Raw genomic sequence first — 19886 nt, forward strand, 5'->3', positions numbered from 1 at the left:
TCTTAATATATAGCGAAGGGAGGCTGTTTCAATAAAGGAGGAAGTAACATGGTAAAAGGAAGAATACATTCTGTAGAGTCTTGTGGTACTGTTGATGGCCCAGGGATTCGTTATGTCATATTTACACAAGGGTGTTTATTACGTTGTCAATATTGTCATAATGCTGATACGTGGGAAATCGGTAAAGGTAAAGAAATAACAGTTGAAGAAGTGATGCAGGATGTGACATGTTACCTTCCATTTATTGAAGCTTCCGGAGGCGGTATAACAGTTAGCGGTGGAGAGCCATTATTACAGCTAGACTTTTTAATTGAGTTGTTTAAAAAGTGTAAAGAGGCTGGTATCCATACAACAATTGACTCTTCTGGTGGTTGTTATTCTGAAGAACCAGAATTCCAAAATAAGCTAGATATTTTAATGGATTATACAGATTTAGTTTTATTGGATCTGAAACATATCGATTCCAAAAAGCATCGTAAATTAACAGGGAAACCAAATGAACATATTTTACAATTTGCTCGTTATTTATCGGATAAGAATAAACCGATTTGGGTACGACACGTATTAGTCCCTGGTGTTACGGATAATGAAGAGGATCTACAAAAACTATCTAGCTTTATTCAAAGCCTGTCTAATGTTCAAAAAGTTGAAGTGTTACCATATCATAAGCTTGGTGTATATAAATGGGAGGCGCTTGGACACAAGTACCCACTCGCAAATGTAGAACCACCTACTGAGAAAAATGTAGAACATGCTAAACATATTTTACAAGCGGTCTAATCCAAATATTGGATTAGGCTTTTTGCTTTCTTTACAATAAAATCTAGAGTATATATTGATAAAAGAGTATACTGAAAGTAGAATATCCATAATTTTGTAAGGAATAAGTGGAGAAATTTACATAATTGTAAAGGGAAATCAAAATAGTAAAAAGAATTAAGAAGTAAAAGAGTGAGTATCATGGAATAGAGAACATTTGTAAGTTATTGCGAAAGCTCTTATAGGAAAGTATAATGTAAAGATATGAGCACAGATAGGATTAAGGGGTCAATCTTATATGCTTTGCATATCCACGACAGGTACATAGCTGAAAGGGAATTATTAGAATCTGTTTATGTAATTTTTAAGGAAAATGTTTTTCCTATTGTCGTATATGCAATATGGAGAAACAAAAAGCTAGGAGTGGATTTGTTTGATAAAAAACCCCAAGGTTTTAATATTAACTGCACATTACGGTAATGGTCATGTGCAAGTAGCAAAAACATTAGAACAAACATTTCGCCAAAAAGGAATTGAAGATGTTATTGTATGCGACTTGTTTGGAGAATCACATCCATTTATAACTGACATTACAAAATATCTATATTTAAAAAGTTATACAATAGGAAAAGAATTATATCGTTTGTTTTATTACGGGGTAGAAAAAATTTATGATAAGAAAATAGCATCTTGGTATGCGAACTTTGGAAGAAAACGTTTGAAAACACTGTTACAGGTGGAGAAACCAGATATTGTAATTAATACATTTCCAATTATCGCTGTACCAGAATTGAAGAAACAAACAGGTATTTCAATTCCTGTCTATAACGTATTAACGGATTTTTGCGTGCACAAAATATGGATTCATCGAGAAGTAGATCGTTATTTTGTTGCAACGGATCACGTGAAAGAATTGATGGTTGATATCGGTGTACCTGCGGAACAAATTGTTGAAACAGGAATTCCAATTCGGAGTAGTTTTGAGTTAAAGGTAAATCCAGAAATCATATATAATAAATATCAGTTATGTGAGAACAAAAAGATTTTACTAATTGTAGCAGGTGCTCATGGAGTATTAGGAAATGTAAAAGAACTATGCCAATCATTTATGTCAGTGCCTAATTTACAAGTAGTTGTCGTTTGTGGAAAAAATGAAGCTTTAAAACAGGATTTATTAAGTTTACAGAAGCAAAATTCCGATGCATTAAAAGTGTTTGGGTATGTTGAAAATATTGATGAATTATTCCGTGTTACTTCTTGTATGATTACGAAGCCAGGCGGAATAACATTAAGTGAAGCAGCAGCGTTGCAAGTACCTGTCATTTTATATAAGCCTGTTCCAGGACAAGAAAATGAAAATGCGATGTACTTTGAAAGAAAGGGAGCAGCAGTTGTCATTCGCGATGATAGTGAGGTTTTTGCTAAAACAGAGGCATTATTACAAGATGATGTGAAGCTTCTTCAAATGAAAGAAGCAATGAAAAGCATCTATCTTCCAGAGCCAGCTGGTCATATTGTAGATGCAATTTTGGCAGAAAATCATGCAGAACCGCGCCATATACCTATTAAATCACCTGCTCTTGCACAATCTTTTACTTAATATGAAACCCTCTTTGTATATGTAAAGAGGGTTCTTTATTATTTTCAAAGAAAATTTAGCCAGTTATCCACAAAAGGATTACGCTTTCATTAAACAGTAAAGTCGGAATATTAACAACTATATCCACATTGTCCACAATTTTTAGAAAAATATCCACAATTAAAACAGCTGATATATGCTTTAATATAGAAAAATATTAAATGTTTTTGAAAATTACTAACAATTTCATTGATTTTGTGGATAAAGTTGTCCACAGCAAAAAAGACCCTTATGTATAAGGGTCCTTTTTGCTTACTTCTATCAGTCGAGAAAATTGTGTAATGAAAATGAATAATTAGGGGGGAAACTTCTAATTATTCATTTTCACTTTAAATGCTTTTCGAGCGATATCCTGCTGCACGATCTGCTTTTTGAAATTCGCGTTGATAGAGAACTTCTTGTGTACTAGATAATGTGTTTTTTGCTTTATCACGTTTCTTTTTATCCATTACAAATCACCTCGTGTCTTAAAGTTACTATTTATCGTTTCCAAAGACATGAGGGGATATACGCATATGGAAAATGTTAACTATTGATTATTATTTCAGAAAATTTAGATTACGCTTCTTTTAATTGATGAGCATCTTGGAAGGTTGTATCTCGCATTGTAGCAAGTGTGTATTGATCTTTTGGAATTTCATATAAGTTATACACTTCTTCGTTTGCGTTAATTTCATCATATACGGCTTTTCTTGTTTCGTTTGCTAGATTCACATATTGCAGTTTTTCTGCAGCTTTAATAGAACGAATATTTATTTTACGAATACGCATGAAAATTGTTTCAATATCTAATTCATAGAAAAGTTCACTAAAAAATGAATCTTTTGCCAATTTATTATAGCCTTTTCCATGATATGGTTTGCCAAGCCATGTCCCGAGAAATCCAGCTTTTTCTTGCACATCAAATAAAGTAATTGTTCCGATAGGGTTACCCCATTCATCTAAAATTGTGCGTGAAATTAATTCACCACGCTCTTCAGCTTCAATCGTTTGTTTCGTTAAGAATAAATATTCTTCATAAGAATAAGCCTTTTGACGCACAAAAGGGAAGACAGCTGGATCCACCATTAACTCGTATAGAACGTGGCTGTCGTGTAAGTCGCGTTTTTTCAACATACTAACTCCTCCTCACACGAGGGTAGCATGACGAAAAAACACCCCACCCTCGAAATTTTTATATCAATCTTTAAAAAATTTCGGGGTGGGAATCGAACCCACTAGAACCAGTTTCTAACGCTGGTGGCGCACCATTTGCCTTCCCCATTCATCAATTTGAAAATGATAATCACGACACAAATTGATTATGGTTTCATTCAGTTTATAATCGTATAATACTTTATCTAGTCAAAAAAATAAACTAGTTTTTTTTATTTTTTTTGTAAATTATTTTTCCATCAATCATAGTTAGTACAGGCTTGGCTAAATAATGGAAAGGATGATGAGTCCATAACACGAGATCGGCGTCTTTTCCAACCTCGATGCTTCCAATTCTATCCTCTAAACGCAAATTTCGCGCTGGAAATATGGTGATTCCTTCTAGTGCTGTTTTCTCGTCTAACCCTTCTCTTACTGCGACAGCGGCACAAATATTTAAATATTGAATGGGTGTATAAGGATGATCTGTTGTTATAGAAACTTCCACACCATTTTTAGATAATATATGGTAAGTATCCCATGTCTTGTTTTTTAGTTCGATTTTAGAACGACGTGTCAGAGTGGGACCAACTGAAACCTTCAAATTGTGTTTCGAAAGCTCTTCAACAAGAAAGTGTCCTTCTGTACAATGTTCAATACGTAGATCAAGGTTGAATTCCGTTGCAAAGCGTAGCGCAGAACTAATATCATCTGCTCGATGGGCGTGGATACGTACGGGTATTTCACGACGTAATGCTTTTAAAATAGGAAGCATTCGAAAATCAGCTTCGTGCCCGTAGTGTTGCGCTTCATAGAATGATTCCCGAAGTAACCCCATAATCCCCATACGTGTAATGGATTCTTTTGTTCCATTACTATGGACTTTTTTAGGATTTTCTCCAAAGGCAATCTTTAAACCAGCAGGTTCTTGAATAATCATATGATCAATACAAGTTCCAGCTGTTTTTATTACACAAGTCGTACCCCCGATAATATTTTGACTGCCAGGCATAACGTGAACGGTTGTAATTCCGTTTTGTACAGCGTCTTGAAAGGCAATATCGAAAGGGTGGATCCCATCTAAAGAACGAATATGTGGTGTTGAAACTTCAGATGTTTCATTGGCATCATTTCCAGCCCAACCAGTACCCTCATCATAGAGACCAAGGTGAGTATGGACATCAATAAAGCCAGGTAAGAGATGGAGTGCTCGTGCATCTATAACGGTCATATCCTGAGTAGGTTGAATAAAAGGTTTGACCTCGGTAATTCGCTCTCCTGTAACGAGTACATCGCCTTGAAATTTTTGAGATGTAATAGGGTATACAATGGCTTGTTTGAGCAATATTTTCATAGGTACCTCATTTCTGTTACTTTATAATGCTAATGGAAGTTAAGGGAAAGTAACTGAAAGGTTATTTGTATAGTGATGCTTCGGATTCTAGAAAATGAAAGTTTTGAAAGAGCCCATGTAAAATTGTGTTTTAGAAGTACTACATTGTATGCGAAAGTATATTTTGTAATGCATGGTCTATTGCCGGAAATGTGTATTGGTATCCATGTTCAATTGCTTTAATGGGTAATACACGTTGCCCTTCTAGTACAAGTATGCTCATTTCACCTAATAAAGTTTGAATGATAAATGAAGGTACAGGCAACCAATGAGGTTTTTTCATTATAGTTGCAATGGTTTCTCCAAATTCCTTCATTCTTATAGGTGTTGGTGCTGTCATATTAAGAGGACCATCAATTTCTTTTTTGTGTATGATGAAATCCATCATACGAACGATATCGTCTATATGAATCCATGATAACCATTGCTTCCCAGAACCAATGGTGCCGCCGATATAGAATTGATAGGGAAGTAGCATTTTTGGAAGAGCTCCTCCATTTGCACCTAATACAACTCCAAATCTTGTGTAGATTGTTCGTATTCCGAGAGAACTTGCTTTAGATGCTTCTTGTTCCCATGAATATACTGTATTTGCTAAAAAGTCATTTCCAGGAGTCTTATGCTGTTCTGTAAAAGATTCTATTTCAGACGTTCCATAGTATCCAATAGCACTTGCGTTAATAAATGTGTGTGGTTTTGTATGGAGTGTTTGCAATTGTTTAATGAGTCCTTTTGTTGTTTGAATTCTACTGTTTAAAATGGCTTTCTTTTGTTGCTTTGTCCATCTACTATTAATAGACTCTCCGGCTAGATTAATAACTACATCAATAGAAGAGAGGGGGAAGGTTTGTAAATCCGGTGTCCATTGAACATACTGAAGGTTAGGGTCGGAAGTTTCAGTAGTTTTTTTTCGTGTGAGAATGTAAACAGTATATCCTTTTTGAATAAAAAAAGTAGAAAGGTATTTGCCGATAAAGCCTGTACCACCAGAAATTGCGATTTTCACAAGTATTTCCTCCTCATTATATATATTCTTGAAAAGAAAAAATGTTCCTCGACTATGTTAAAATAATAGAGAGGTGAGAGTATGGCTGTCATTACAAAAATCGAAGTACAAAAACGATCGAAAGAACGATTTAATATTTATATTGATAAAGGTCAAGGCGAAGAGTACGGATTTAGTGTGGATCAAGTAATCTTAATAAAACATGGATTACAAAAAGGATTAGAAATTGATGAAATCGAGTTAGGAAATATTTTGTACAATGAAGAAGTACAAAAAGCATATTTACAAGCAATCTCCTATTTATCCTATCAAATGAGAACAAAACAAGAAATAGAAGATTTTTTACGAAAAAAAGAAGTGGGACAGGCCATCATCTCTGAAGTCGTTTCGAAATTATTACATGACCGATATATTAATGATAAAGAGTATGCTGTTTTATATACGCGAACGCAAAGTAATGTGAATCGAAAAGGTCCAACTGTTATTAAAAGAGAGCTATTAAATAAAGGTGTTCAGGATTTAATTATTACACATAGTTTACAAGAATATCCAAAGGAAAAGCAAATTGAGAATGCTTCGTTTCTCATAGAAAAGAAGAAAAAATCTTATCAAAAGCATTCTTTTTTACAAATGAAACTAAAGTTAGATGAGATGCTTGTTCGAAAAGGATATTCTAGAGAAGTAATTCAGATTTGTTTGGAAGAATTGAAAGACGAAAAAGATGACGAAAAGCAACAAGAAGCGTTACACTATCATGGGAATAAATATTATGAGAAATATAAGAAGCATGATGGTTGGACATTTGAAAACAAGATGAAACAAGCGTTATATCGAAAAGGATTCTCTATTGATGAAATCGAGATATTTTTGCAAATGAAACGCGAAGAGGAATGAGGAGAATAAGATGAATATGCCAAAACGCTACAGTGAAATGACACCGCATGAGCTAAGGGAAGAAATTGGCGCTTTGAAGGAGCAAGCAGTAAAAGCTGAGCAGCTTGGGATTGTCAATGAATTTGATGTATTAATGAGAAAAATGGCAATGGCTCGTGCTTATATGACGGATATAAACAAATTCCGTATTGGTGAAACATATGAATTAGTAGAAGAACCTGGTGTATTATTTAAAATTACGTATTTCAATGGGGTATTTGCTTGGGGATATAAGCAAAATGATAATGAAGAGATTGGCATACCAATTTCCTTATTGCAAGAAAAATAAAAACCAGAGAGCACATATCTCTCTGGTTTTCATCTTTGGTAGGCGTTAAAGGAGATAGGAGATTCTAAAATTGGCGTTTTTTACATTCATTTGCCAATATAATGAGAGACTGGGTTTGTTGCGTCTGTCCGTTAACTTGCGCTTTCGCATGTTTTGGACGAGTCCACGTATGGTTAAATAATTCAGAACGACTATCTAAGCGATCACGGTAGCTCATCTTTATCACCTCGTGTAGGAAGTTAATTTAATTTGTACTACTCTTCCTGCTGATTTGCAGCACGCATACGTTCTTGTGGGTGCGTGTTAATTGTGCCGTTAGGTCGTTTCGAAGCGAAGCGTGATTTCGCTTTCGGTTGACCGTCGATTTTGCTGTTATTTTTTGACTCAGACCAAAATTCGGCTTGTTTACCCATTGCGAACGCCCTCCTCATTATCGGTTGATACCTCTTCTTTAAGAAGTATCAATTATAGAATGTGCAAAATTGAAGAAACTATCCTTTAGAAATGAAGGGATAAATAGGTAAAAGGAGATTATAATATGAATGATATTTATGAAATATTAACGAAAGAATTATTAGACAAGAATGACAAGCTTTCTTACGCACAAGCTCGTGCGTGGGTTGAGTTACTATGGGAAGATTTTCAAACAACTTATGCCAAATCAGGTCGTTATCAAGGCGATGAAATGACGGAACAAGTGGTACGATCATGGATTAATAATCATGGTATACGCCTTCATGAAATGCGTACAAATAATCCGAAGTACAGCCATTTAATTAATCAAGAAGATCATTTGAAACATTAAAAAAAGCGACTTAAGTCGCTTTTTTTAATGTGGAAGTAATTCTAGTTTTTTTCGAAGTTTTTCTTCACTAAAAATCCATCCTGTATAGGAGCTAATAATATTTAAATTGTGGTCGAGCTGAACGATCGCAACAAATGGATAATAATCTTTACTTCGGTATCGTAAATCAATGAATCGTACTTCGTAATAATGATCATGATCAAAAATATCCCAGCGATATACAGGAGAGAAAGATAAGAAGGCTGAGATGTTTTCATCTTGTTTAGCTGCTCGCATAATATCATTGTCTGGGAACGGTACCCGATCGAACTTATCATATATCATGATGTTACCACGATGCCATCTCGCAACGTAGTAATAATCAGCCGTAACGACTGCTAAATGATAATGATAAAATCGGTAAGAAGGAGAAATGATAATCTTCTCGACATTGTTGAAACGTTTGTGTACAACGCTTCTTATATTTCTATGCATCATAATCCGTCCGATATAGTAAATAATCATTAATATATATGCTGCTAAGGCTGTATATCCTTTATGAGAACCGACGAGCATGCAAGCAATTGCAAGTATATGGATAAAGAAAATTACGGTATCGAATGTATTAATTATGCCAAGTGCGACCCATTTTTTTGTGAAAGGTCGTAATGCTTGTGTACCATAGGCGTTGAAAATATCTACAAAGACGTGAAGAAAGACGGCAATAAATGACCAAAGTAGTAAATGAAGATATGGAGCTTCTGAAAAGAAGGCGAAAGAGATGCCACTTATAAGGAATGACCAAAGAATTACCGCGGGAATGGAATGAGTAATCCCACGATGATTTCTTATATATTTAGCGTTATTACGCAATTTTAAAACTGTGTCAATGTCAGGAATGTTGGAACCAGCAATTGTAGCAAGCATAACAGCTTGAGGGCCAATATCACTTTGTGCTATGGCTGGATCTAATGTTGCTAAGCTACCTAAAGTGATACCCATAACAAGGTGAGTGGCTGTGTCCATAGAAATCCACCTCCGTTTTTTTATTAATGTAACTCTTTTTATTCGATACCTCAAGTCCTTTGCCTTCTATTTCCTATGTCATCTTACTTAAATTTTTTCCTAAAATCTTTATAATAGTACTTATATGCAAAAAAATGAGGGGGATCAAGTTTGACACTTGAAATACTAAACAATTTTAATATAGAGCAGTTTCAAAATGATTTAATTGGTTGGTTTGAAGAAGAACAGCGCGACTTGCCATGGAGAAAGAATAAAGATCCATACCGCGTTTGGGTTTCTGAAATTATGTTACAGCAAACAAGAGTAGAAGCTGTAAAACCATATTACGCAAATTTTATGGGGAAGTTTCCTACACTTGAAGCGTTAGCGAACGCAGATGATGAAGAAGTATTAAAAGCATGGGAAGGTTTAGGATATTATTCTAGAGCACGTAATTTACATGCGGCAGTAAAAGAGGTAAAAGAAGTATACGGCGGGGTTGTACCAAGTGATGTAAAGAAAATTGAAAAGTTAAAAGGAGTTGGACCATATACAAAAGGTGCTATTTTAAGTATCGCATATGGTATACCAGAGCCGGCAGTTGATGGAAATGTTATGCGTGTATTATCTCGCATTTTATCAGTATGGGATGATATTGCAAAACCAAAGACTCGAAAAGTTTTTGAAGAGATTGTGCGTGAAATTATTTCGACTGAAAATCCATCTTATTTTAATCAAGGTTTGATGGAATTAGGTGCACTAATTTGTATTCCGAAAAATCCAGCATGCTTACTTTGTCCTGTACGTGAACATTGCAGGGGATATGCTGAAGGTGTTCAAAAGGAGTTACCAGTAAAAAGTAAAGCGAAAGCTCCGACGATGGTACCCCTTGTTGCAGGAGTACTTCAAACGGAAGATGGTCGTTACGTCATTAATAAACGTCCAAGTACCGGATTATTAGCTAACATGTGGGAATTTCCGAATATTGAACTTGGCGAAGGGATTCGAAATCAGAAAGAGCAGCTTATAGATTATATGAAAGAGAAATTTGAGCTCGCGGTTTCTATTGATGAGTACGCAATGAATGTACAACATACGTTTACACATCGTACTTGGGATATATTTGTATTTTACGGAAAAGTAACCGGTAATATTGTTGATACAGATACATTAAAATTTGTATCGAAAGAAGCATTCGAGCAATTGCCTTTCTCGAAATCACATCGTACTATTTACGAAAATTGCGTGGAGAAAATTACAATGCAATAAATAAAAAAAGTGTTCCCAATCTAGGGAACACTTTTTTAATCGTAAGAAATTTTTGTCCCATGAGTCCAACTAGCTTCGCCTTCTTGTAAGCCGCCTCTTGATTCGATTTCTACTACAATTTCTTTGTAAATACTTTGCCCTTCGGCGTTTAAATAAGGCAAAATTTGTTGTAATGAATGATGAAAATAAGCTAATTCATCTTCTTTCCACTCATTTTTTGAAACCATCGTTAGTTCAGTCATATCGCGTCCTATATACATATTCCCACCTCCATTTCTTATAGTTTGAATAAGTAACAAAAGATATATGCGGAAATTATTCAAAAGAAAATTACGGATAGCTTCTAAGTGAATTGGTTACATTATTGATTGTGGAGGTGAGAAAGATGAGTAAAAAACAACAAGGTTATAACAAGGCAACTTCTGGTGCTAGCATTCAAAGTACAAATGCTAGTTATGGTACAGAGTTTTCAACTGAAACAGATGTGCAAGCAGTAAAACAAGCAAACGCACAATCAGAAGCAAAGAAAGCACAAGCTTCTGGTGCACAAAGTGCAAACGCTAGTTATGGTACAGAATTTGCAACTGAAACAGACGTGCATGCTGTGAAAAAACAAAATGCTAAGTCAGCTGCAAAACAATCACAATCTTCTAGCTCAAATCAGTAATGAAAGAAAAACACTTCTCTAATTCGTGAGGAGTGTTTTCTTTGTGCGTGGATCGTTGTAATGAAAAGAAAGTGAACGACATAACTTCTAATAAGTCAACAAATGTAGTCAAAGGAGAAGGCAGTTAACAATTAGAATTATGTAATTAGGAATAATAACTGATGAATAAGTCCAAAAGGGGGTAAGTGATGAACGATTTTGATAAGTTGGTAGGGGAGCAATTAGAAACGATGGATGAGTTGTTAAAGTTACAAGCACATCTAGAGAAGTATCAACAAATTGAAATGAATGAAAAAGATACGTGTGATAAAAAAGAACTGCATTTTATCCGCCAGGAAATATATAGAACAGAAGTAGCATTGAAGATGTTACATGAGAAATTTGAAGAACAAACGAATAGTGTAATCCAATCTTTTGAAAATGAAAAAATGATTTCAAATTTAGGATAAGATATATTATTACTTTCAGATGAAAAGTCCTTCAATAGAGAGGGACTTTTTCTATTACATGTCCTCTTTTATAAATAATACAGTACAATCCTTGTTTCCTGAGAAGATTGGGGATTATTGTATTCAACAATAAACATTCTGCATATTCACTGTGAAAAATAGAGTCTTGTCCCTTTAGTTTTAAAATTTCGACAAAAAAGTTATAATAGAAAAAAAGTGAATGCCATTCAAAGGGCATTTGCAGTTGAAAGAAGGGAGCATATATGGGATTTCCCAAAGAAGGAGAAAAAGTACAAATACATAGTTATAAACATAATGGCTCCATTCATAGAATGTGGGAAGAAACAACAATTTTAAAAGGGACACAGAGTCTTGTAATCGGAGCGAATGATCGTACAGTAGTTACAGAATCGGATGGCCGAACATGGATTACTCGTGAACCAGCAATTTGTTATTTTCATGCCAACTATTGGTTTAATGTGATTGGGATGCTTAGGGAAGATGGCGTATATTATTATTGTAATTTAAGCTCACCTTTTGCGTATGATTCTGAAGCATTAAAGTATATTGATTATGATTTAGATATTAAAGTATATCCAGATATGACATATACGCTTCTAGATGAAGATGAGTATGAAAAACATAGTCAAATTATGCAGTATCCACCTGTTATTGATACAATTTTAAAACGAAATGTAGCACATTTAACACAGTGGATTCATCAAAGAAAAGGTCCATTTGCACCAGATTTCGTAGATATGTGGTATGAACGATATTTAATGTACAGAAATTAAAACAAACCTGCAGGGGGCTTCCCGGCAGGTTTGTCCTATTAGAGGGGGGATTATGTGCAAGGCATAAAAAGATATTTACAATTTGTTAAACCATATCGATGGCTTATTGCTATTACAATTATTATTGGGCTAGTTAAATTCGGTATCCCACTTATTATGCCGTGGTTATTAAAGTATATTATAGATGATGTAATTCAAGGCGCGGGCTCACTTCAAGATAAAACATCTCAATTAATAACAGCGATTGGAATTGCTTTTTTTATTTTTGCGGTATTAAGACCACCGATTGAATATTATCGTCAATATTTCGCACAACGTATCACAAATACAATACTGTATGATTTGCGGAAGCATATTTTCGGTCACTTACAAAAGTTAAGTTTACGTTATTATTCCAATACAAAAACAGGGGAGATTATTTCGCGTGTCATCCATGATGTAGAACAAACGAAGGATTTTGTAATTACTGGTTTGATGAACGTCTGGTTAGATACTGCAACAATTGCTATTGCTATCATTGTTATGTTTTCTATGAATATAAAATTAACATTTGTTGCGTTATTGATTTTACCTATTTATGTAATTGCAGTGAAATATTTTTTCGGACGTCTTCGGAAATTGACGAAAGAGCGTTCACAAGCGTTAGCGACGATGCAAGGGTATTTGCATGAACGTATTCAAGGAATGCAAGTGACACGTAGCTTTGCGTTAGAAGAGTATGAGGGGAAGCAGTTTGAAAAAAGAAATAATGAATTTTTAACGAAAGCATTAACCCATACAAGTTGGACGGCGAGAACATTTTCGGCAGTAAATACGTTAACCGATTTAGGTCCGTTACTTGTGATTGGTTTTGCAGCATATGAAGTAATTCAGGGGCAGTTAACGCTAGGGACGATGGTTGCTTTTGTTGGATATATGGATAGTTTATATAGTCCGCTTCGCCGCCTTGTTAATTCATCCACAACATTAACACAATCTTTTGCATCGATGGACCGTGTGTTTGAACTGTTAGATGAAAAATACGATATTGTTAATGTGCCAAATGCGGTACAAACGAAAAAATTAAATGGAGAAATTGTATTTGACAATGTTTCTTTTCGTTATAATGCAGATGAAAAAGAGATATTACACAACTTGTCATTAACTATGCAGCCTGGAGAGAAAGTAGCGCTTGTAGGAGCGAGTGGGGGAGGGAAGTCATCTCTTGCTAGTTTGATCCCGCGTTTCTATGATGTTTCTGAAGGCGCGGTTTATGTAGATGGCATAGATGTAAGAAAGTATAATATGAGAAATTTGCGTAGTCATATTGGAATTGTACTGCAAGATAATTTATTGTTTAGCGATACAATTGGAGCTAATATTCTATATGGAAATCCGAAAGCTACAGAGAAAGAAGTGATTGCAGCTACCAAAGCTGCGCAAATTCATGATTTTATTATAGACTTACCAGATGGTTATAATACTGTCGTTGGAGAACGTGGTGTGAAGCTATCGGGCGGGCAAAGGCAACGCGTGGCAATTGCACGCGTATTTCTAAAGAATCCGTCGGTACTTATATTGGATGAAGCAACTTCGGCTTTAGATTTAGAAAATGAAAGGTATATTCAAGAGGCGCTTCAGACGTTAGCTGCTGACCGGACAACGATTATAATTGCACATCGATTAGCGACGATTACGCATGTTGATACGATTATTTACATTGAAGACGGTGAGATTAAAGAAACAGGTTCTCATGAAGAGTTAATGCGAAAAAGAGGATTTTATTATAATTTATATCAACTTCAACATATAACAGAAACAGCTCCTTTAGCATAAAAGGAGCTGTTTTTTATTCGTCTTCTTTTTTATCATCGATTTGGAGTTCTTTTTCTGGTTTATGGTATGTGTAGAAGCTATCTACAAGTAAATCTAAATGCTCTACTTCTTCACTATAGTTAATGATGGAAGAAATAAGAGGGAAGAGATGTAACCATGTTTTATATGCTTCTTCATCGTCCTTATTTTGATATTCCATAAAGATATCAATTAATTCTTGTTTACCTGTTTCGACTTCATCAAGCATTTCAACTGATTGTTGTTTTTTTGCTTTACCAATAAATTTTAATAAAACTTGTTCATGATAATGCGTTAATGAATCAAGTTCGTTTTGGATAGATTCCTGAAATTCCTCTGGCATATAGCGCAGTTCATTTTCAGTACGGTGTAATGATTTTAACGTACTTAAAGCACGGCTTGTTGTCGCTAACATTTGTCTGAATAAAACGAGCTTACGAATTTTTGCGAACTTTACTTTTTTCGTGTAGCTTCTTTCTTCTTTATACAGCAAATAGTAATGGTTTAGTTTGATCATTTTTTCTTTCATACGATCAATATCAGTTTTTAGCGTTGTAAAATCAGAAGCCTGCCTGCTATTCATTCGAATCCATTTTACAATTTCTTCTGTATTATCAACGATACGATGATAAAGTTTTGTTTCATATTTCGGCGGCATAAATACTAAATTTACAAGTGAAGCCGCAATAATACCAATCATAATCGTCGCAAATCGAAGTAAGGCAAAACTAAAGAAATCTTCGCCTTGATACTCCATAATGGCGATAACTGTTACTAAAGCAATTGATATTGTGTTTTCTAATCGTAATTGTAATGTAAGAGCAATTACTAATATACATGTTAATCCAATAATAAAAGGATTATGTCCAAAAGCAGTAGCAAATGCGATAGCAAATATCGCACCAATTACATTTGCTTGAATTTGTTCAAGTGCTGTTAAATAAGAACGGTATACAGACGGTTGAACAGCAAAAATAGCTGAAATTCCCGCAAATACCGGACTCGGTAATTGAAGTAAAATACAAGCAAATAAAGCTAACGTGATGGCAATACCCGTTTTTAAAATGCGAGCACCAAGTTTCATACCCTTAATAAGATCCTTTCTCTTGTCATAATGAATGTACAACATGATACTATACATTCATTACAATATGTTAGCAAGTGATATTTTAGTGACGTTAAAAGAAATTAGTATTCATTTTATCCCGCTAATTGTGAGCAGTAAGATTCCTGCCTCAAAAATTAGAAGCTAGATGCCGGTAAACGTCCGATTGGTGTAGGCTAATTAAAGTTTCACTTTATAATTTTTCCTAATTCCTTTTAAACATCAGTTTTTAGTAAAAAAACCTGCTGAATTTCAGCAGGTCTCAAATTGTTACTATAGATTACTATGAGAAGCGTACTTCGTCAATTTTTTCTTAATAATGAAAATTACCTATTTTACTCTGTTGAGATAGATGGGTCTGCCTGTTCTTTTTTCGGGATAATCTCAAAAAACTGGTTCTGTATATCATCTAATAATGCTGTTAATATAGCAACTTCCTCATATTGCTCATGCTCATTTAATACACGAATATAGTCTAGCAATAATTCAGTTACATCTTTCAAACCATTTTTACTAATTGGTTGTAATGTAACATTTGCACCTTTTGCGATTCTTCTTTTTAAGGCCTGTTCTGTTAAGCCTAAGTTTGAATCACGACGCAAATAAACAACACCGCCAGTCATGCCAGCACAAATCCATGGCCCAGGGTCACCTAAAACAAGCGCTCGCCCATTTGTCATATATTCAAAAGCAAAACCTTTAATATTGGAGTATGCACCTATATTTCCTTGCTCTTTTTCACGAAGTGGTTTTGTTATTCTACCTCCAATTATCATATCTGCCCCAGAAAGGCGAATGCCAGCGCGAGCATCAGCGTTCCCTTGCACGTATAGTGCCCCTTTTTGTGCACCATATCCAAATCCTTTTCCGACAGAACCGTTATAATATACTCCGTCTTTTCCTTTTGATTTCGTTATATAAATCCCACCACCAAAGGAAGTTTTACCAATGCCATCTTGTGCGCCGCCATTTACGTGTATAAATAAATTTTCACTATTGTAAGCGCCTAACCCATTTCCGGGAATAGAACCATTCGTATACTTTAATGTAAGTGGTTCAAGTTGAGTAGCTTCATATAGTTTACTGCGAACGCGATAACATGATTCTAGACCCCCCATAACGCGTTGCTCTACACCAACGCCTACTAATTCTTTTGAGTCAGCGGAATGAACTGTCTTAAATTGTTTTTCTGGTACGCCTTCTGTTGTTGTAACAGATGGATGTTCTATTATTTGTAGTAAATTACGTAAGTTTAATAAATTTTCGCCTCGAACTTGCTCTAATAAATCAGAACGCCCAACTATTGCTTGTAAATTTGTATACCCAAGCTGTCCTGTTAATCGTTTTAGTTCTACACCGAAAGAGGTGAATAAATTTAGCAGGCCAGCAACTGCGCTTTCTAATTCGCGTGGGACGAAGCGGCGTAACCCATGTTCTTTTGCTTGTGCTTCAGACTCAATTTGTGTCGCAATTCCAACATGGCAAGTATCTAGATGACACCCACGGCAAGTAGTACAGCCGATTGCAATCATTGATAGTGTGCCAAATCCAATCCGGTTTGCTCCGAGGAGCATGATTTTCAAGGCATCATTTACACTTCGAATACCACCATCTGCCCAAATCTCTACTTTATGTCTCATGCTTGCTTCTAATAAAGCGTTGTGAGCGGCTTTAACACCAATTTCTACAGGAAGACCTACATGTTGCAATGCGTGAATACGGGCAGCACCTGTTCCGCCATCGAATCCGCTAATGTTAATAAAATCAGCGCCAGCTTTGGCGATACCGACAGCAATTGTTCCGATATTAGGAACGACAGGGACTTTCACGGCTACTTTGGCAAGTTGATTAGCTGTTTTAATTTCCGTAATCATTTGAGCTAAATCTTCAATTGAATAAATATCATGGTTATTAGAAGGTGAAATTAAATCTGAGCCAATTGTCGCATTACGTGCTTCAGCGATTTTGGCTGTTACTTTTGAACCAGGTAAATGTCCGCCTTCCCCAGGCTTTGCGCCTTGACCGATTTTGATTTCAATTAAGTTGGATGAGTTTAGTAGTTCGGCATTTACTCCAAATCGCCCAGATGCCACTTGTTGTCCACGTGTATGTGGGTATTTTCCAATCATATCTTTAATTTCGCCGCCTTCACCGTTCAAGCTAATCATATTTAGCTGATCGGCCGCTTCTGCATATGCGCGAAAGGCAATTTCGTTTTGAGAACCAAATGACATAGAACTAATAATAAATGGTAAATTATGAGTTTGAATGCCGATAGATACTTCTTCAGTTGGAACGACATGTTTTGTTTGTTTCGTTTGGACAAGGTGTCTGATTGCGATTGGATTATTCTCTTCTAGTTCACTTAACTTGTCACGGTAATCATCATAAGAATTTCCTTTTGCAACGTCGCCGATTGCTTTCCAAATTCGCGGGAATATATGAAATGATTTTCGCATTCTAATTTTAGGATTGTTATAATCCTCTGCTCGTATTTTTGCATCTTCAGCAAGTGATTCGAGTGAAAAGGCTAAATCATTTGAACCGAAGAAATTTGTAATTTGTAATATATTTGCGATTTCTTCATGTAACCCAATAGATGAATAGAGACGTCCGTAACCACGTAACTCATGAATGCCAATTGTTGAAATGACTTTTTCTAATCCTTTATTAAGTGCATTATACAGATTCGTAATTGGTGTTTTTGTTCCATCATTTACAGTCGCGAATAATAAATATGGATTAATACTATCTGCTCCTAATCCATATAGCGTGACAATGTCATGTAAGGAGCGAAGGGCACCAGAACGTATAACGAGAGAACAATTGCGGCGTAATTTATTTTCACTTAATGATTGATGCACTTTAGCAGTAACTAAATGTGGATCAATCCAAAAGCGTTCATTTAGATGGGCTTTTGCGTCATCTAATACTAGTAGGGAAGCACCATTGTTAACAGCAGCTATCGCTTCAGAACTAATGCGGTTTAATGCACATTGCAGAGTTTCTGACGAGCTGAATGTAGCAGAGATTGTGGCGATAGAGTTATGAGTTTTAAATAGTTCTATGAGTTGTTCGTACGTAATTGTGTGTAATTCCTCTGCAATAGGTTGTGCCACGCTGCCTTCTAAAATAATTGGTGAAAGCATTTCAACTACAAATGGCCGTTTTGCGCCGCTTAATAAACTTGGACGCTGTCCAAGTACAGTACGTGTAGAGAAGTGTTCAATTTCACGGTCACGGTCAATTGCAGGGTTTGTAACAACAGCTACACTTTCTTTAATAAAGTCAGCGATATTTCGTCTATCAGTATCAAGTGCGGCAAGTGGTGAGTCATGCCCAAGTGAGCGTATTGGCTCAACGCCTTTTGTTGCCATCTGTTCAAGAAGTTGAATATGTTCTCGGTCCCATCCGAAAGCGACATATTGTTTCGTTTTAACTTGAACAGAATCACATAGCCCTTGAATTTTTTTCGTTTCAGGGATAGATAAATTTAAATGGTAATTGGTAGTATCAATTCGCTTTTTAAAACGGTTATATACTTGGATTTGATATTTGTCATATTCATAAAGAACAAGTTCATCTTGTTCATTCCATTTTAATCCGACTTTTTCTCCAGGAGCGAGTGGTTTTGGTTCTGCTACATATTTAGTTGGTGATACAACTCCAGGTTCAGAAGAGAAAATATAAGAGCTTTCTGTCTCTACTTTCCATACTGGGCGTAATCCAAGAGAATCAACGCTGAAAACAGCTTCATCTTTAAAACGTGAAATGATGCCAGCTGGTCCTTGTGCAAAATGTCCCCATGCTTCACGTATATACGTATATAAATCTTGTAAAGGTGTTTCATAAAGTTTAATTTCATTAATAATTGGTGGGAATAGTATTTCCATTGCTTCAAATAAACTGTAGTCGTATTGAACAAGTAGGGTTTCTAAGGTGCGGTTTAAATCTTGAGAGTCACTGCCTCTAGCAGTAAGTGGTACATCAATCATTTCAGCTTGATCGCGTAATTTCGCAATTGTGTTAATTTCACCATTATGTCCGAGAATACTAAATGGTTGTACACGAAAAAAATTAGATAATGTATTAGTAGAGTAGCGGTTATGTCCTAATGTCATAGTTGAAGCGATAAGTGGATGTTGTAAATCATTATAGTAGGCAACAAGTGTATCACCAGCACCTAGAACTTTATATACAACATGATCACGACTTAATGAAGCAACATGAATTGTTTCGTTTTCCTCTATTTTTATTGTGACAGAAAATAATGTTTGCTCAATATTTGTAATTTCGTTTTCTGCGATAAGGGCAACTTGCCAAAATAAAGGTTCTTCTTGTTTACCGAGTGGACCGAGCGCATCTGAGTTTGTTACATCATCACTTTCGAAAATGATAGTAAAGTTTTTGTTGTTTAATTGCGTACGAATATAATCTTTTAAGGCAGTAATGTTTTCTTTTTTATTTAGAAAAAAATGTCCAACGATAAAGTGGGGATGATCCACAATCGTTGGATTATATCCACTACTTTTTAGTTTTTCATGCCAAAGCGTTTTTGGTATATCAATGTGAATGCCGATGCCATCGCCCTCGCCATTAATGAAACCAGCTCTATGATTCATTTTGACGAGTGATTGTATGCAAAGGTCAATGTTTTCTTTTGTAGCAATTTTTCGTTTCTCCATAACGGAAACGATTCCACACGCATCATGTTCTGCATTTCTATAATCTCGAAATAAAGACGGTGTCCATGTATTTTTTTTATTGAGCATCCGTCAATCCCCCCTCTTGTAAAAGTTAGAATAATCTTACTATTTAAGGTGCGAA

The 19886-nt window shown here is 35.5% G+C and carries 20 protein-coding genes; 10 read left to right on the forward strand and 10 right to left on the reverse strand.

The annotated features are described in order from the left end of the window. The first annotated feature begins 48 nt into the window (after positions 1-48). The gene (pflA, locus tag BAQ53_RS02260; RefSeq protein WP_000238466.1) at positions 49-780 is read left to right on the forward strand and encodes a pyruvate formate-lyase-activating protein; all 732 of its coding nucleotides are present in this window, start codon (positions 49-51) and stop codon (positions 778-780) included. A 412-nt stretch (positions 781-1192) separates the two neighbouring features. Beyond that, a complete protein-coding gene (locus BAQ53_RS02265; protein WP_000594687.1) occupies positions 1193-2359 on the forward strand; it encodes a diglucosyl diacylglycerol synthase in 1167 nt (388 codons plus the stop codon). Positions 2360-2727: 368 nt separating this feature from the next. Here the strand turns inward: BAQ53_RS02265 and BAQ53_RS02270 are convergent, their stop codons facing one another. The 4 genes from BAQ53_RS02270 to BAQ53_RS02285 all read right to left on the reverse strand — a co-directional run bounded on the left by BAQ53_RS02270 (position 2728) and on the right by BAQ53_RS02285 (position 5931). Further along, positions 2728-2847 (reverse strand): YfhE family protein, encoded by a 120-nt coding sequence (locus tag BAQ53_RS02270; protein ID WP_000358482.1) that lies wholly within the window; start codon positions 2845-2847, stop codon positions 2728-2730. A 109-nt stretch (positions 2848-2956) separates the two neighbouring features. Beyond that, entirely contained in the window at positions 2957-3514 is a 558-nt protein-coding gene (locus BAQ53_RS02275; RefSeq protein WP_000914737.1) for a GNAT family N-acetyltransferase, read from the reverse strand. Between the two features lie 241 nt (positions 3515-3755). Beyond that, the gene (locus tag BAQ53_RS02280) at positions 3756-4886 is read right to left on the reverse strand and encodes an amidohydrolase (protein WP_000698317.1); all 1131 of its coding nucleotides are present in this window, start codon (positions 4884-4886) and stop codon (positions 3756-3758) included. Between the two features lie 139 nt (positions 4887-5025). After that, positions 5026-5931 carry a TIGR01777 family oxidoreductase gene (locus BAQ53_RS02285; RefSeq protein WP_208906456.1) on the reverse strand — a complete coding sequence of 302 codons (906 nt, stop codon included), beginning with the start codon at positions 5929-5931 and terminating at the stop codon, positions 5026-5028. An 81-nt stretch (positions 5932-6012) separates the two neighbouring features. On the opposite strand from BAQ53_RS02285, the gene recX reads away from it, so the two are divergent. Further along, positions 6013-6825: a recombination regulator RecX gene (gene recX, locus BAQ53_RS02290; protein WP_000268503.1), complete on the forward strand. Its 813-nt coding sequence runs from the start codon at positions 6013-6015 to the stop codon at positions 6823-6825. Positions 6826-6835: 10 nt separating this feature from the next. Further along, positions 6836-7153 carry a YfhH family protein gene (locus BAQ53_RS02295; protein ID WP_001057024.1) on the forward strand — a complete coding sequence of 106 codons (318 nt, stop codon included), beginning with the start codon at positions 6836-6838 and terminating at the stop codon, positions 7151-7153. Positions 7154-7217: 64 nt separating this feature from the next. On the opposite strand, the gene BAQ53_RS02300 is transcribed toward BAQ53_RS02295, so the two are convergent. Continuing rightward, a complete protein-coding gene (locus BAQ53_RS02300; protein WP_000122093.1) occupies positions 7218-7370 on the reverse strand; it encodes a YpzG family protein in 153 nt (50 codons plus the stop codon). A gap of 37 nt (positions 7371-7407) precedes the next feature. Next, the gene (locus tag BAQ53_RS02305; RefSeq protein ID WP_000517891.1) at positions 7408-7566 is read right to left on the reverse strand and encodes a small, acid-soluble spore protein K; all 159 of its coding nucleotides are present in this window, start codon (positions 7564-7566) and stop codon (positions 7408-7410) included. Positions 7567-7691: 125 nt separating this feature from the next. On the opposite strand from BAQ53_RS02305, the gene BAQ53_RS02310 reads away from it, so the two are divergent. Next, on the forward strand, positions 7692-7958 hold the full coding sequence (locus tag BAQ53_RS02310; protein WP_000998165.1) for a YfhJ family protein: 267 nt from the start codon (positions 7692-7694) through the stop codon (positions 7956-7958). A gap of 24 nt (positions 7959-7982) precedes the next feature. On the opposite strand, the gene BAQ53_RS02315 is transcribed toward BAQ53_RS02310, so the two are convergent. Then, positions 7983-8963 carry a metal-dependent hydrolase gene (locus BAQ53_RS02315; RefSeq protein WP_000379107.1) on the reverse strand — a complete coding sequence of 327 codons (981 nt, stop codon included), beginning with the start codon at positions 8961-8963 and terminating at the stop codon, positions 7983-7985. Between the two features lie 150 nt (positions 8964-9113). On the opposite strand from BAQ53_RS02315, the gene mutY reads away from it, so the two are divergent. Further along, positions 9114-10211 carry an A/G-specific adenine glycosylase gene (mutY, locus tag BAQ53_RS02320; RefSeq protein ID WP_000171392.1) on the forward strand — a complete coding sequence of 366 codons (1098 nt, stop codon included), beginning with the start codon at positions 9114-9116 and terminating at the stop codon, positions 10209-10211. A gap of 35 nt (positions 10212-10246) precedes the next feature. Here the strand turns inward: mutY and BAQ53_RS02325 are convergent, their stop codons facing one another. After that, positions 10247-10471, reverse strand: coding sequence for a hypothetical protein (locus BAQ53_RS02325; RefSeq protein WP_000275447.1), 225 nt, complete (start codon positions 10469-10471; stop codon positions 10247-10249). Between the two features lie 125 nt (positions 10472-10596). Between BAQ53_RS02325 and BAQ53_RS02330 the strand changes: the two genes are divergently transcribed. The 4 genes from BAQ53_RS02330 to BAQ53_RS02345 all read left to right on the forward strand — a co-directional run bounded on the left by BAQ53_RS02330 (position 10597) and on the right by BAQ53_RS02345 (position 13936). Beyond that, positions 10597-10878, forward strand: a complete 282-nt coding sequence (locus BAQ53_RS02330) for a gamma-type small acid-soluble spore protein (RefSeq protein ID WP_000039044.1) — start codon at positions 10597-10599, stop codon at positions 10876-10878. Between the two features lie 188 nt (positions 10879-11066). Continuing rightward, entirely contained in the window at positions 11067-11327 is a 261-nt protein-coding gene (locus tag BAQ53_RS02335; RefSeq protein WP_000997576.1) for a YgaB family protein, read from the forward strand. Between the two features lie 263 nt (positions 11328-11590). Beyond that, positions 11591-12121, forward strand: coding sequence for a nucleoside tri-diphosphate phosphatase (ntdP, locus tag BAQ53_RS02340; RefSeq protein ID WP_000506625.1), 531 nt, complete (start codon positions 11591-11593; stop codon positions 12119-12121). Between the two features lie 54 nt (positions 12122-12175). Continuing rightward, complete coding sequence (locus tag BAQ53_RS02345) at positions 12176-13936, forward strand: ABC transporter ATP-binding protein (protein ID WP_208906457.1); 1761 nt, start codon at positions 12176-12178, stop codon at positions 13934-13936. A gap of 13 nt (positions 13937-13949) precedes the next feature. Here the strand turns inward: BAQ53_RS02345 and BAQ53_RS02350 are convergent, their stop codons facing one another. Both BAQ53_RS02350 and BAQ53_RS02355 read right to left on the reverse strand, forming a co-directional pair. Continuing rightward, on the reverse strand, positions 13950-15038 hold the full coding sequence (locus BAQ53_RS02350) for an aromatic acid exporter family protein (protein WP_000765787.1): 1089 nt from the start codon (positions 15036-15038) through the stop codon (positions 13950-13952). A gap of 356 nt (positions 15039-15394) precedes the next feature. Then, entirely contained in the window at positions 15395-19831 is a 4437-nt protein-coding gene (locus BAQ53_RS02355) for a glutamate synthase-related protein (RefSeq protein WP_000932753.1), read from the reverse strand. Positions 19832-19886 lie beyond the last annotated feature (55 nt).

Origin of the sequence: Bacillus sp. B25(2016b) (genome assembly GCF_001679765.1) — a bacterium.
Taxonomy (GTDB): Bacteria; Bacillota; Bacilli; order Bacillales; family Bacillaceae_G; genus Bacillus_A; species Bacillus_A thuringiensis_K.

What these genes read in the sequence shown, in the direction of transcription:
- pflA (WP_000238466.1), top strand. Translation starts at nt 49, where the DNA reads ATGGTAAAAGGAAGAATACATTCTGTAGAGTCTTGTGGTACTGTTGAT.
- BAQ53_RS02270 (WP_000358482.1), bottom strand. Translation starts at nt 2,847, where the DNA reads ATGGATAAAAAGAAACGTGATAAAGCAAAAAACACATTATCTAGTACA.
- BAQ53_RS02275 (WP_000914737.1), bottom strand. Translation starts at nt 3,514, where the DNA reads ATGTTGAAAAAACGCGACTTACACGACAGCCACGTTCTATACGAGTTA.
- BAQ53_RS02280 (WP_000698317.1), bottom strand. Translation starts at nt 4,886, where the DNA reads ATGAAAATATTGCTCAAACAAGCCATTGTATACCCTATTACATCTCAA.
- recX (WP_000268503.1), top strand. Translation starts at nt 6,013, where the DNA reads ATGGCTGTCATTACAAAAATCGAAGTACAAAAACGATCGAAAGAACGA.
- BAQ53_RS02295 (WP_001057024.1), top strand. Translation starts at nt 6,836, where the DNA reads ATGAATATGCCAAAACGCTACAGTGAAATGACACCGCATGAGCTAAGG.
- BAQ53_RS02300 (WP_000122093.1), bottom strand. Translation starts at nt 7,370, where the DNA reads ATGAGCTACCGTGATCGCTTAGATAGTCGTTCTGAATTATTTAACCAT.
- BAQ53_RS02305 (WP_000517891.1), bottom strand. Translation starts at nt 7,566, where the DNA reads ATGGGTAAACAAGCCGAATTTTGGTCTGAGTCAAAAAATAACAGCAAA.
- BAQ53_RS02310 (WP_000998165.1), top strand. Translation starts at nt 7,692, where the DNA reads ATGAATGATATTTATGAAATATTAACGAAAGAATTATTAGACAAGAAT.
- BAQ53_RS02315 (WP_000379107.1), bottom strand. Translation starts at nt 8,963, where the DNA reads ATGGACACAGCCACTCACCTTGTTATGGGTATCACTTTAGGTAGCTTA.
- BAQ53_RS02325 (WP_000275447.1), bottom strand. Translation starts at nt 10,471, where the DNA reads ATGTATATAGGACGCGATATGACTGAACTAACGATGGTTTCAAAAAAT.
- BAQ53_RS02330 (WP_000039044.1), top strand. Translation starts at nt 10,597, where the DNA reads ATGAGTAAAAAACAACAAGGTTATAACAAGGCAACTTCTGGTGCTAGC.
- BAQ53_RS02335 (WP_000997576.1), top strand. Translation starts at nt 11,067, where the DNA reads ATGAACGATTTTGATAAGTTGGTAGGGGAGCAATTAGAAACGATGGAT.
- ntdP (WP_000506625.1), top strand. Translation starts at nt 11,591, where the DNA reads ATGGGATTTCCCAAAGAAGGAGAAAAAGTACAAATACATAGTTATAAA.
- BAQ53_RS02350 (WP_000765787.1), bottom strand. Translation starts at nt 15,038, where the DNA reads ATGAAACTTGGTGCTCGCATTTTAAAAACGGGTATTGCCATCACGTTA.
- BAQ53_RS02355 (WP_000932753.1), bottom strand. Translation starts at nt 19,831, where the DNA reads ATGCTCAATAAAAAAAATACATGGACACCGTCTTTATTTCGAGATTAT.